The following is a 13,404-nucleotide window of genomic DNA, read 5'->3' on the forward strand; positions in this document are numbered from 1 at the left end:
AGAACAATATGTCGGCTGAATTTCAGCATCGCGAAGCGGTAACCATCCCGGCACGCTACGGTAAAGCGGTGCGCCTGAAGAGAGGTGAAGCGGTGCAGGTGATTAACCTGCACGGCACCCAGGTGGTGGATTGCTGGGCTTACAACGCTGAGGATGTGAGTGAATATATGTGTATGGAGGCGACGCGCGTGTGGAATCAGCGTCTCAATCCCAAAGTGGGCGACAGCTTTATCACCAGCCAGCGCCACCCGATTTTGACGCTGGTGGCGGATACCTCGCCAGGCGTGCACGACACCTTTATGGCGGCCTGCGATGCGCGTCGTTATGAGCTGCTCGGCTGCACCGAACCGCATCGCAACTGCCATGACAATCTGTTTGAAGGCATGCGTGAGCTGGGCGTGACGCTGCCGCATGGCAATCTGGCCTCGTTTAATATCTTTATGAATATTCAGGTGCAGCCGGATGGCATCACGCTGAAGACGCTGCCGGTGGTGACGAAGCCGGGTGACTATATTGTGCTGCGCGCCGAGATGGACTGTTTTGTGGCGTTTTCCGCCTGTCCGCAGGATATCGTCAGCATTCAGGGGCAGGGCGACAACACCCCGCGCGATGCCGAACTGCGTATCCTGACCAGCGGTTTCCCGCAGGTGCAGGTGCAGGGGGCGTGGGTTCCGGCTTGACTGTGCACGCTGTCCCCCATCCCGGCCTTCCCCCATGAATGGGGGAAGGAGACGCTGCCACATGCAGCTCCCCAACTATCATATTGCAGCATCTTCCTCCCCCATTTATGGGGGAGGACCGAGGAGGGGGACAGCCAGCACCGACCGCCAGCACCGACCGAGGAGGGGGACAGCCAGCACGATCTAAGACTTCACCACCCCATCCAGCCACGCCTGAAAACGTGCGTACGGTACATACAGCGCCACATTCTTAAACAGCGTTTTGCCGCTTTTATTGTCATCAATCTGGCTGCTGTAACCGACAATCACCCCCGCCAGCGTATCATCGCTGGCGTTATACACCGCGCCGCCGGACATACCTTTCACCACGCCGGCATTGGCCGCCACCACCACACAGCTGGCTTTGTTCCAGTCATTCGCCAGCGTGGTATTGATCAGATTCTTGCCGCTTGACGCTACCGGCATCGCGGAAATAAAGCTGTAGCCATACAGATTCACGTCGTCGCCGATATGGCTATTGCGGAACGGCGGCGGCAAATTGGCTTCGCTGTTTTTATGGTACACCACGGCGATATCGCATTCGGGATGCCAGGCTTTAACCCGATAGAGTGAATACTTCGCCACGTGGGCCGCCGTCAGGCTGTATTCGGGCGTGAGAGGAATGGTGGTGCCAAGCGCACCAATGCCCAGCACCGTTGGAATGCCGGTGACGGTCATATCGACGCGTTTTGCTGCTTCTTTGCTGTATTCGTAATGCCCAACTGAGCAGCCGCTTAGGCAGCCAACCGTTAGCGCGATGAGCCATCGCATACGCTTTCCCCTCGATTTTTGACACCCCATAACCGGGCAATCCATTGAGGTATCGGCAGTGCACGTCCATCCTTTACTGTTTGATTTTTCGCCAAAAGCTGACTCACTGTGATAACGATCACACCCTTCTCAAGCGTAGCGCGGAAACCTCCATCTGTCTCAATGGTTAGTCAGTGACATTTTCGCGCGCAGGGATTATTGCTACAGGCGCAAAATAGTCTTGCGGCGCGCAGGGTGGTTGGCATGGAAGGGCTATGCTTTAATAACAATGTGACGCAGTTCAAATTTTAATAAGCGTCTGTTGTCACCGTACTGCGTTCGCAGTGCGGCCCGCCTGCAAAAAATTATTGGGAGAGTATGTTATGCCTGTTGCATTACTGGCGCTGGCGCTGAGTGCGTTCGCCATCGGCACCACGGAATTCGTCATTATGGGATTGCTGCCCGAGGTGGCGGGCGATCTGCAAGTGACCATTCCTTCTGCGGGATGGCTGATCAGCGGCTACGCGCTGGGCGTCGCCATCGGCGCGCCGATCATGGCGTTGCTGACCGCCAAACTGCCGCGTAAACGTACTCTGATTCTGCTGATGATCATCTTCATCATCGGTAACGTGCTCTGTGCATTGGCCTACACCTACAACCTGCTGATGCTGGCGCGTGTGGTGACGGCGCTGTGTCACGGTGCGTTCTTCGGCATCGGTGCAGTGGTGGCGGCGAGCCTGGTCGCACCAGGTAAACAAGCTTCTGCCGTGGCGCTGATGTTCACCGGTTTGACGCTGGCCAACGTGCTCGGCGTGCCGCTCGGCACCTGGTTTGGTCAGATGTTTGGCTGGCGCGCCACCTTCTGGGGCGTGGCGATCATCGGCATCTTCGCCTTTATCGCGCTGATGGTGAGCCTGCCGACCAACAAAGAAGAGAAGCCGGTGCATCTGGCGAGTGAAATCAGCGCGCTGGCCAACGGCAAACTGTGGCTGTCGCTGCTGATGACGGTGTTCTTTGCGGCGGCGATGTTTGCGCTGTTTAGCTACATTGCCCCGCTGCTGTTGCAGGTGACCGGTATCTCGGATCGGGGTGTTAGCTGGACGCTGTTCCTGATTGGCGCGGGTCTGACCGTCGGCAACATCCTCGGCGGCAAGCTGGCCGACTGGAAAGTGTCGTTCAGCCTGATCCTCAGCTTTGTGCTGATTGCAGTGTTCTCGCTGCTGTTCAGCTGGACCAGCCATGCGCTGTGGCTGGCGGAAATCACGCTGTTCCTGTGGGCGATGGCGACCTTCGCCACCGTGCCGGGCTTGCAGATTAACGTGGTGCGCCACGGCAAAGATGCGCCGAATCTGGTCTCTACGCTGAATATCTCCGCCTTTAACGTCGGCAATGCGCTCGGCGCGTGGGTCGGTGGCGCGGTGATCGAGAAAGGGTACGGCCTGACGTCGGTGCCGGTTGCCGCTGCTGCGCTGGCCGCGGTCGGATTGGTGATCTGCCTGATCACCTTCCGCAAAGCGGGCGGGCAGGGCGAAGCGGTCAACGCTTAAGCCAGCCGCTCGGCAATACGTTGTGGAAACGCCGCCACGTGCCGTTGCAGGTGGTCGCAGAAGTGATCGACCAGCGCCGAAGCCGGTCGATGCTGCGGCCGCACCAGACTCACGGTGAAGGGCACCGCAATACTGAAGCGACGCATCACCACACCGCTGTCGGCGTAATCCAGCGCCGTCAGCGGATTCACAATCGAAATCCCCACGCCCGCGCGCACCATCGCGCACACTGACGCCGCGCTGTGCGTCTCCAGCACCAGACGACGCTCCACATTCTGCTCATGAAACAGGGAATCCAGCAGCTGGCGATAGCTATCGCTGCGCGACAGGCTGACGTAGTTTTCACCGTGGAAATCCTGCGGCGTCAGCACCTCGCGCTGACACAGCGGATGCTGTGGCGGCAGCACGCACACTTCGTCACAGGTCAGCAGCGGCAAGCGTTCGGTGCCCGCCGGTGCGTGTTGGGTTTCGGTCAGGCCGAGATCGTAACGCTGTGCCGACAGCCACTCTTCCAGCAACGGCGACTCCTGCGGAATGATATTCAGGCTAACCTGCGGATAGCGCTGAAGAAAGGGCTGCAGCAGCGGCGGCAACAGCGACTGCGAAAACACGGGCAGGCAGGCGATCGACAATTCACCCTGACGAAACTGACGCAACCCTTCGGCGGCATCCATGATGCGATCCAGTCCGTACCACGAGCGCTGCACCTCTTCGTACAGCCGCAAGCCCTGCACCGTGGGCTGCAGGCGGCCGCGCACCCGTTCGAACAGCTGCAGGCCGAGCTGCTGCTCGAGGCGCGCCAGTTCGCGGCTCACCGTGGGCTGCGAAGTATGCAGCAGCGTCGCCGCCTGCGTCAGGTTGCCGCTGGTCATCACCGCGTGAAAAATTTCGATATGTCGCCAGTTAATTTTTGCCATTGTCTCCTCCAGATAACCCATATCATATTTGTATAGATGTCGCTAAAAAAGATATTTTTATGAATTGATGCGCTGTGGCTAAATAGCCTCAATCACACAGGAGAATTGACATGCCACGCCCACTCAACAACACCGAAACCGCGTTAACTGCCGCCAACTTACTGCCGCTGGCGCAGCGTTATGCCGGCCCATTCTGGGCTTATGATGCGGCGATTATTCAGCAGCGCATTGCGCAGCTCAGCGCCTTCGACGTGGTGCGTTTTGCGCAAAAAGCCTGCTCCAACATCCACATTTTGCGTCTGATGCGTGCGGCGGGTGTCAAAGTCGATTCGGTGTCGCTGGGTGAAATCGAGCGTGCCATTGCCGCTGGTTATCAGCCGGGCGGCGAAGATATCGTCTTCACCGCCGATGTGTTTGATCAGCCAACCCTGACGCGTATCGCCGAGCTGAAAGTGCCGGTCAATGCCGGTTCGGTGGATATGCTGCATCAACTGGGCGAGCTGTCACCGGGCCACGCGGTGTGGCTGCGCATCAATCCGGGTTTTGGTCACGGTCACAGCCAGAAAACCAACACCGGCGGTGAGAACAGTAAACACGGCATCTGGCACAGCGATCTGCCGCTGGCGCTGGCGGCGATTCAGCAGCACGGCCTGCGTCTGGTCGGCCTGCATATGCACATCGGTTCCGGCGTGGATTATGGCCATCTGCAGCAGGTGTGTGACGCGATGGTCGATCAGGTGGTGGCGTTTGGGCAGGATTTGGAAGCGATTTCTGCCGGTGGCGGTTTGTCGATTCCGTATCGTTTCGACGAAGAAGCCATTGATACCCAGCACTATTACGGCTTGTGGAACGACGCGCGAGAGCGTATCGCTGCGCACCTCGGTCACCCGGTGAAACTGGAGATTGAGCCAGGTCGCTTCCTGGTTGCTGAATCGGGCGTGCTGGTGTCACAGGTTCGCGCGGTAAAAGAGATGGGCAGCCGTCACTTTGTGCTGGTCGATGCCGGTTTCAGCGATTTGATGCGTCCGTCGATGTACGGCAGCTATCACCACATTTCTCTGCTGCCGGTCGATGGCCGCGCGCTGGGCGACGCCACCGTGGAGAGCGTAGTGGCCGGTCCGCTGTGTGAATCGGGCGACGTGTTCACGCAACTGGAAGGTGGCAAAGTAGAAACCCGTGCGCTGCCTGTGGCGCAGGTCGGCGATTATCTGGTGTTCCACGATACCGGCGCGTATGGCGCGTCGATGTCGTCGAACTACAACAGCCGTCCACTGATTCCGGAAGTGCTGTTCGAGAATGGCGCGGCGCGTGAAATTCGTCGTGCGCAGACCATTCAGGAGCTGCTGGCGCTGGAGCTGATTTGATGAAGATCGTCGCGCTCAGCGAGGTGCCGCATCACGCCACGCAGATCACCGACTGGCTGTGGCAGGCGTTTGGTGACGGTACGTCGCGTGAGTTTTACCACAGCATTGTGCGCAGCAGCCTCAGCGGCGCGGACTTTCCTGTGACCTTTGTGGCGCTCGACGGCGACATACCGCTCGGCACGGTGGGATTCTGGCGCTGCGATTTGATCAGCCGTCAGGATCTCACGCCGTGGGTGGCGGCGCTGTTTGTTGAGGAGTCCGCGCGCGGCAAGGGATTGAGTAAAGCGCTGCAGCAGCATGTGATCGATTTCGCGCAGCAGCGCGGTCATGACAAGCTGTGGTTATGGTCCACCTTTGGCGGCTATTACGAACGTTTTGGCTGGCAGTATCAATGCGACGCGCTGGAGTTCCCGGATGTGCGGGTGAAGGTGTATTCGCGGGATTTGTGATGGGTGCGCGTTGTCCCTCATCCCAGCCTTCTCCCGCAAGCGGGAGAAGGAGCCGCCCAAGCAAGCTGTAAATCCGAGGTCCACTCCACCTAATCATTCCCTCTCCCGCTTGCGGGAGAGGGTTAGGGTGAGGGAAAGCGCGCTCCAGGATTTAACCCGGCCCACTCACCGAATGCCGTCTTACCAGCGTGGGGCTAAACATATTGGTCACTTCCGGCATCTCGCTGCCATTGGCTAACGCCAGCGCCAGTTGCGCCGCCTGTTGCGCCATGGTGACTATCGGATAACGCACCGTCGTCAAACGCGGACGCACATAGCGCGACACCAGCACATCATCGAAGCCAATCAGCGACATCTCTTCCGGCACGCGAATGCCGTTATCACTCAGCACCGCCAGCGCACCGGCGGCCATCGAATCGTTGTAACAGGCCACCGCCGTGAACTGCTTGCCGCGTCCCATCAATTCGGTCATCGCCTGCTCGCCGCCCACCTCGTCTGGTTCGCCCCACGCCACCAAACGGTCGTTACACGGCAAACCGTGCTCTTTCAGCGCGTCGTAATAGCCTTGCAGACGATCTTCGGCATCGGAAATGGTGTGCGTGGAGCAGATAAAGGCGATTTGCGTATGGCCTTGCTGAATCAGATGGCGCGTTGCCAGCCACGCGCCGTAGCGGTCATCCAGCGCGATGCAGCGATGTTCAAAGCCTTTCAGCAGGCGATTCAACAGCACCATGCCCGGCACCTGCTTCATCAACATCTCTAAATCGTCGTCGGGGATTTTCTTAGCGTGTACCACTAAGGCGGCGCAGCGATGGCGCATCAGTTGCTCAATCGCCTGACGCTCTTTTTGCTCATTGTGGTAACCGTTACCAATCAGCAAAAAGTTGCCGGTCTGGCCCGCAACTTCATCCACCGCTTTGACCATCGCGCCAAAAAACGGATCGGAAACATCGCCCACCACTAAACCCAGGGTTTCGGTGGATTGCTGCGCCAGGGCGCGTGCGTTGGCGTTCGGGTGATACTGCAACTGCTCCATTGCCGCCGTAACGGCGAGGCGAGAACTCTCGCTGGCTTTGGGCGAATTATTGATGACGCGGGAGACGGTCGCAACCGACACCCCAGCCATACGGGCAACATCCTTAATGGTAGCCATGCGATTATCGACATCCGGGAAAACGTTTACACATGCCACCAGTGTTACGGAAAACCCACCCTGTAGCAACCCGGCAGAATGCCAGCGCTGTCGCAAAAGCACGGAAAATCAGGCGCTCACAGCCGCGCTTTAGCTCGGTTACAGGCTCATGTTATGCTGCCAGACACAATCACACCTGCCTGCCGGACCCAAAAACCATGAAAACTCGCGTGCCACACCTGGCGCACTGGGGCGCATTCACTGCCGTCACCGAAAATGATCGCCTGATTGGCTGTGAACCCTTCTTCGCCGATGCCGATCCTTCGCCGATGCTCAACACCATTCCTGAACTGGTCTATTCGGATAAGCGTATTCGCCAGCCGATGGTGCGCCGTTCATGGTTGAAGTCGCGCGAGAACAGCGATCGCACCTTGCGCGGTCGGGAAGACTTCGTGGCGGTGGATTGGGATACCGCGCTGGATTTGGTGGCGGAAGAGAATCGCCGCGTGCGCGATCGCTACGGCGCATCAGGCATTTTCAACGGCTCTTACGGCTGGTCATCGGCGGGACGCGTCAACCACGCGCGCACGCTGATTCGTCGCTTCTATTTTCAGGGCGGCGGCGGCGTCGATCAGCAAGGTAACTACAGCTGGGGCGCGGCGCAGTTCTTCCTGCCGTACGTGATTGGCACCTACATGCCGCTCACCGGCCGCGTCACCGACTGGCCGGAAGTGGTGCAGCACGCCGACATCTTTATCGCCTTCGGCGGCCTGGCGCTGAAAAACGCGCAGGTGGCTTCCGGCGGCGCAGGGCAGCACAGCCTGAAACCGGCGCTGGAGCAGCTCAGCGCCAAAGGCACGCCAATCATTAACATCAGCCCAATGCGCGATGACTGCCCGGCGTTCGTCAATGCCGAGTGGATTCCGATTCGCCCGAACACCGACGTGGCGCTGATGCTGGCGCTGGGTTTTGAAATCACCAGGCGTAACGCGCTGGATGAAAGCTTCCTCGCCAGCCACTGTACCGGCTGGCCGCAGCTGCGCGGCTATCTGCTCGGTGAAAGCGATGGCATCGCTAAAACGCCTGAGTGGGCCAGCAGCATTACCGGCATTCCGGCGGCGCGCATTGCTTTGCTGGCGCAGCAGCTGATCGGCAAACGTAGCTTTATTACCTGCTCCTATTCGGTACAGCGCGCCCATCGCGGCGAGCAGCCGTACTGGATGATGATTGCGTTGTCATCAATGCTCGGTCAGCCAGGCTTGCCGGGCGGCGGTTTCTCCTTTGGTCATGGCTCGATGAACAGCGTCGGCAATCCGCGGCAGGATGGCCCGGCACCCATGATGAGCACCGGCCCGAATCCGGGCAATTTGTCGATTCCAGTGGCGCGCATCAGCGACATGCTGCTCAATCCCGGCCAGCCGTACGCATTCCAGGGTGAAACCCAGCACTATCCGGATATCCATTTGGTGCACTGGGCGGGCGGCAATCCGTTCCATCATCATCAGCAGCTCAATCGTCTGGTGGAAGGCTGGCAGCGCCCGGATACCGTGATTGTGCAGGATATCGTCTGGACGCCGGCGGCGCAGATGGCGGATATCGTGTTGCCCGCGACCACCACGCTGGAGCGCAACGACATCGGCGGATCGTCGCGCGATCGCTTCGTGCTGGCAATGCATCAGGCGATCAAGCCGCAGCATCAGGCGCGCAATGATTTCGACATCTTCGCTGATATCGCCGATCGCCTCGGCTATCGTGATGTGTTCACCGAAGGGCGCAATGAGATGCAGTGGATTGAGCATCTGTATCAACAGTGCGCGGTAGCGCATGCGCGCCGTGATATTCCGTTCCCGGAGTTCGGGGAATTCTGGGAGCGCGGTTTTGTCGAGATTCCCGAAGGCGGCAAGCCGTTCGTGTTTATGGATGATTTCCGCGCTAACCCAGAAACGCATCCAATTCAAACCGCCAGCGGCAAGATTGAGCTGTTCTGCCAAACCATTGCCGATTATCAGCTGGAAGATTTCGCCGGACATCCCGAGTGGCGCGAGCCGCAAGAGTGGCTGGGCGCGCCGCTCAGTTCACAGTTCCCGCTGCATATGATCTCGATTCAGCCATCCGATCGTCTGCACAGCCAGATGGACGCCACCGCCACGGTGCAAGGCAACAAAACCGCCGGACATGAGACGCTATATATGCATCCGCAGGATGCGGCAACGCGTGATATTCAGGATGGCGATGAGATTGAGGTGAGCAATGCGCGCGGGCGCATGCTGGCCGGTGTGCGCCTGACCGACGGGGTAACGCCGGGCGTGGTGATCATCGCCACCGGCGCCTGGTTCGATCCTGGCTTTGGTCGCGCCTGGCAACCGTGGGATCGCGCCGGCAACCCGAATGTCCTGACATTGGATATCGGCACCTCGTCGTTAACGCAGGGTCCTAACGCCATGAGTTGCCTGGTGGAAATCAAAAAACATCTGATGTGAATGGGCAACGAATAATCTCATCGCTGGTTACATTTTGCCGGTAACTGTTGCGTTTAGGCGATGGTTTCCCAGCGTGCCACCTTGCTACAGTCAGGGTCCCAGAGGTATTGATGGGTGAACATCAAAAAGTTTTCTTGATTACACCGACCTGCGCAGATGCGCAGGTTTTTTTTTGCTTAACGAATCGAAACACAGTTTTCCTGTCAACTCGCTTTACGTTTCTTTATAACTGCAAGCAATAAGCTTCAGATTCACTTACAGCAGCGGATTGCCATGCCTCAAATAAAAAAATTTCTGGGAAAAGACCAGATAAAAGCGCCCTTTAACCCGTTTCGTTTTCGCCTGATCTGCCTTGGCGTTTTCTGCTGTTTGGTGCTGTTGCTGATTTGCGTTGGTGACCTGCAGCTGATCAAGCATCCGATGCTGGAGCACGAAGCCGACCAGCGCTCGCTGCGTACCGTAACGTTGCCAACTAACCGCGGCACCTTGCTGGATCGCGACGGCCAGGCATTAGCGCTGAGCGTTCCGGCGCGTGACATCATCGCCGATCCAATGCGCGTGCTGGAGGCAAATCCCGATTTCACCAGCGCCAAATGGGCTTATCTGGCGGCCGCGCTCAATCAGCGTCCGGAAGATCTGCGCGCGGCCATCACCGCCAACCCGAAAAAACGCTTCCTCTATCTGGGCCGCAAAATCGAACTCGGCATCGCCAAAGATATCGCCGAGCTGAAACTCAAAGGTATCAGCTCGGTGTATAACGACAGCCGTTTCTATCCGATGAGTGAAGCAGCTGCGCCGCTGATTGGCATTGTAGGGGCCGACAGCAACGGCCTGAACGGCATCGAGAAGGGCTTCGACCATGTGCTGCAGGGCGATCCGGGCAAAGAAGTTTATCGTCAGGATGGTGAAGGCAACATCATTGCGATGATCGATTACCAGCCGCCACAGCAGCCGCCAACCGTGCAGCTCAGTATCGATAAGTTCGACCAATTCACGCTCTACAGCAAACTGCGCGACGGCGTGCTGCTTAACAAAGCGGATTCGGGTGCGGCGGTATTGGTGAAAATCGATACCGGCGAGATTCTGGCGATGGCCTCTTATCCGTCGTTCAACCCGAACAACTATGAAAATGCCACGCCGGCGCAGATGCGTAACTCGGCGATCAACGACAGTTACGAACCCGGCTCCACGGTGAAACCGCTGGTGGTGATGGAAGGGCTGGAACGCCATCTGGTGCGCGCCGATTCGGTGATCGATACCACGCCGTACAGCGTCAACGGCCACTTAATTCGCGACGTTGGTCACTGGCCGCGCCTCACCATGACCGGCATTTTGCAGAAATCGAGTGACATCGGCGTCTCGCACATTGCGCTGGCGATGCCCGCTGAAGCGCTGGTTAATACCTATCAGGCATTTGGCCTGGGTAAACCTACCGGGCTGGGATTGACCGGTGAGAGCGTGGGGTACTTCCCGCTGCACCGCGAGCGCTGGGCCGATATCGAACGCGCCACCTTTGCCTTTGGCTACGGCCTGCGCGTCACGCCGCTGCAGATTGCGCGTGAATACGCCACGCTCGGTTCGTACGGCGTTTATCGTCCACTGTCGATCACCAAAGTGACGCCGCCGGTGTTAGGCAAACAGGTGGCGAATCCGCAGGTGGTGCAAACCGTGGTGCATATGCTGGAGAGCGACGTACTGCCGGGCGGCACCGGGGTGAGAGCGGCGGTGCCGGGTTATCGTCTGGCGACCAAAACCGGTACCGCAGAGAAGATGGGCACCAGCGGCAAGTACGATGGCGGTTATATCAACTACACCGCCGGCATCGCGCCCGCCAGCCATCCGGAAGTGGCGCTGGTGGTAATGATCAACCATCCCACCGCGGGCGATCACTTTGGTGGCTCGGTGGCGGCACCGATCTTCGGCAACATCATGGGCCCGGTACTCAAGCACATGAACGTGGCACCCGATGCGATCTACAGTAAACCTTCTTCAGACAAATCTTAGTTAAATCAAAAGTGTAAGTGAGGTGTGGAGAATATTCACACCTCGTTTCACTTCCCCAAACACCGTTGCTTTTTGCACCTGTCTTTCACCGACTCATCGGTGCGAGTATGGAGATCCCAGAGGTATTGATGGGTGTGAAACAAGCTGCTTTGGCAGTACCCTGTTATTACACCGACCCACGCAGATGCGTGGGTTTTTTTTGCCTGTAATTTACTGCCGTGCGAACTCGCTCACACCTCTTGTCTGAGTCTTAACACTTCCCCGGCAACATAAAAATATCGGGTTGTGTAACCTGTAGGTAACGCACCGCAATGTCGCATTCCATGGCGGTTCGCTAGCCCCTTACGGTGTTGGTAGCGCTTTAAGGGGCGATTTTTTATTGCGACTCGTTGAGGCCAACCCGCGATGCCAAAAACCAAAGACCGCACGCCAAAAGGCGAGGGCCGTTCTTCGGCGTTTCAGTTACGTATTCACCCGGAGCTGCACGAGCAGCTGCGCAGTGTGACCGACGACGACAACGTCACGCTGTCGTGCTGGTTAAAAGAGCTGGCGCGCCGCGAGCTGCGCCGCAGAGGCATCGAACCCAAAGGTTGAATCGGTTGTTATTGCGTGCACATAACCGTAGCGGCGCAATTCATTGCGCTCCGTTGACCTTTTTCCCGCTGTTATCTTGCGCAATAAATTGCGCCGCTACGGAATTTTCGATAATCGGTTTCGGGGCTGAAAACCCGCAAAACGCTAAAAATCCCAACCCTTTATGGCACGAAAGGTTTACCATTTTCCTTTGGAAAATATATTTTACGCAACCTTAACAACCCCGCTTAACCCGCCTCCCTACAATGGCTTTTTGAGTCATTACCTTCGTGACTATTCCCCTCCTATCTTTTAGAGAACAACTATGCGCTTGAAACTTCTTTCTGCCAGCGTGGTGTTTTTACTGGCAGCCTGTGACCAGGGCGGAGCAAAGCCCGCCGCATCCGCCACCCCGCAAGTGGGCGTGGTCAACCTGAAAGCGCAACCCGTTACGCTTGTCAGCCAATTGCCAGGTCGCACCACGGCGGTGAGAACTGCGCAGGTGCGTCCGCAGGTGAGCGGCGTAATTGAAAAAATCCTGTTTACCGAGGGCGGTGAAGTAAAAGCCGGCCAGCCGCTGTATCAAATCGATCCGGCCACCTATAAAGCCGCCTACGACAAAGCGATGGCGACCTGGCAGAACGATGCGATGGTGGTGAAGCGCTATCAGCCGCTGGCCAACGCGCACGCCATCAGCCAGCAAACCTACGACGATGCGGTCGCCGCCGCGCGTGAAGCGCAGGCCGACGTGGAAACCGCCAAAGTGAATCTCGACTACACGCTGGTGAAAGCACCGATTTCCGGCCACATTAGCCGCTCGCTGTACACCGCCGGTGCGCTGGTCACCAACGGGCAAACCGATTATCTCGCCACCATCACTCAGCTTGATCCGATCTACGTCGATGTCAGCGAATCCTCCACCGATCTGCTGCGCCTGCGCCGTGCGCTGGCCGATGGCAAAATCGCCAAAGTGGCCGACAACACCGCCGCCGTGGGCTTGTCGCTGGAAGATAACAGCCAGTACGCCGAGCAGGGCAAGCTGGCGTTCTCGGAAGTGAACGTCGATACCGCCACCGGCACCGTGGTGCTGCGCGCGGTATTCCCGAACCCGAATAACGAACTGCTGCCTGGCATGTACGTGCATGCCAGCTTCCCGCAGGGCATTCAGCAGCAAGGCATTCTGCTGCCGCAAGAGTCGATCATGCATGACACCAAAGGTCAGCCGTATGTCTTTGTGGTGAAAAGCGACAACACCATCGAGCAGCGCAGTATCCACACCGGCGAGATGATTAAAGGAGAATGGCTGGTGACCTCGGGCTTGCAGCAAGGGGAAAACGTGGTGGTGAACAACCTGCAAAGCGTGCGCAGCGGGGTGAAAGTGACCACCACCGCCGCCAACACCAACGACACGCCATCCGCCAATGCGGTGAGTCTTTCGATGACTGACGCAGCGGCGCAATAAGGGGGTG

Annotated in this window: 11 protein-coding genes; 8 read left to right on the forward strand and 3 right to left on the reverse strand. The window is 58.1% G+C overall.

All coding sequences use genetic code 11. The features are described 5' to 3' along the window. Positions 1-8 precede the first annotated feature (8 nt). On the forward strand, positions 9-680 hold the full coding sequence (locus KVT28_RS17090; RefSeq protein WP_137386382.1) for a DUF1989 domain-containing protein: 672 nt from the start codon (positions 9-11) through the stop codon (positions 678-680). Positions 681-863: 183 nt separating this feature from the next. Here the strand turns inward: KVT28_RS17090 and KVT28_RS17095 are convergent, their stop codons facing one another. Then, on the reverse strand, positions 864-1,490 hold the full coding sequence (locus KVT28_RS17095; RefSeq protein WP_101761972.1) for a hypothetical protein: 627 nt from the start codon (positions 1,488-1,490) through the stop codon (positions 864-866). Positions 1,491-1,852: 362 nt separating this feature from the next. Here KVT28_RS17095 and KVT28_RS17100 point away from each other — a divergent pair, with 362 nt between their 5' ends. Then, a complete protein-coding gene (locus KVT28_RS17100) occupies positions 1,853-3,016 on the forward strand; it encodes an MFS transporter (protein WP_101761973.1) in 1,164 nt (387 codons plus the stop codon). On the opposite strand, the gene KVT28_RS17105 is transcribed toward KVT28_RS17100, so the two are convergent. Continuing rightward, complete coding sequence (locus KVT28_RS17105) at positions 3,013-3,933, reverse strand: LysR family transcriptional regulator (RefSeq protein WP_192236479.1); 921 nt, start codon at positions 3,931-3,933, stop codon at positions 3,013-3,015. The two genes, KVT28_RS17100 and KVT28_RS17105, sit on opposite strands and share 4 nt — an antisense overlap. A 110-nt stretch (positions 3,934-4,043) precedes the next feature. Here KVT28_RS17105 and lysA point away from each other — a divergent pair, with 110 nt between their 5' ends. Together lysA and KVT28_RS17115 are read left to right on the forward strand one after the other, a co-directional pair. After that, positions 4,044-5,297: a diaminopimelate decarboxylase gene (gene lysA, locus KVT28_RS17110; RefSeq protein ID WP_217549428.1), complete on the forward strand. Its 1,254-nt coding sequence runs from the start codon at positions 4,044-4,046 to the stop codon at positions 5,295-5,297. Continuing rightward, complete coding sequence (locus tag KVT28_RS17115; RefSeq protein ID WP_217549486.1) at positions 5,297-5,746, forward strand: GNAT family N-acetyltransferase; 450 nt, start codon at positions 5,297-5,299, stop codon at positions 5,744-5,746. Before lysA ends, KVT28_RS17115 begins: the two co-directional genes overlap by 1 nt. 151 nt (positions 5,747-5,897) lie before the next feature. Here the strand turns inward: KVT28_RS17115 and galR are convergent, their stop codons facing one another. Further along, positions 5,898-6,899, reverse strand: a complete 1,002-nt coding sequence (galR, locus tag KVT28_RS17120; RefSeq protein WP_036649453.1) for an HTH-type transcriptional regulator GalR — start codon at positions 6,897-6,899, stop codon at positions 5,898-5,900. 197 nt (positions 6,900-7,096) lie between these two features. Between galR and KVT28_RS17125 the strand changes: the two genes are divergently transcribed. From KVT28_RS17125 to KVT28_RS17140, 4 genes are all read left to right on the forward strand, one after another. Next, positions 7,097-9,358, forward strand: coding sequence for a molybdopterin-dependent oxidoreductase (locus tag KVT28_RS17125; RefSeq protein ID WP_192236481.1), 2,262 nt, complete (start codon positions 7,097-7,099; stop codon positions 9,356-9,358). A 273-nt stretch (positions 9,359-9,631) separates the two neighbouring features. Then, complete coding sequence (locus tag KVT28_RS17130; RefSeq protein WP_101761978.1) at positions 9,632-11,362, forward strand: penicillin-binding transpeptidase domain-containing protein; 1,731 nt, start codon at positions 9,632-9,634, stop codon at positions 11,360-11,362. 405 nt (positions 11,363-11,767) lie between these two features. Continuing rightward, a complete protein-coding gene (locus KVT28_RS17135; RefSeq protein WP_061719884.1) occupies positions 11,768-11,956 on the forward strand; it encodes a hypothetical protein in 189 nt (62 codons plus the stop codon). Between the two features lie 304 nt (positions 11,957-12,260). Continuing rightward, a complete protein-coding gene (locus KVT28_RS17140; RefSeq protein ID WP_217549431.1) occupies positions 12,261-13,397 on the forward strand; it encodes an efflux RND transporter periplasmic adaptor subunit in 1,137 nt (378 codons plus the stop codon). Positions 13,398-13,404: the final 7 nt, after the last annotated feature.

Source organism: Pantoea sp. GbtcB22, assembly GCF_019091025.1.
Taxonomy (GTDB): Bacteria; Pseudomonadota; Gammaproteobacteria; order Enterobacterales; family Enterobacteriaceae; genus Pantoea; species Pantoea leporis.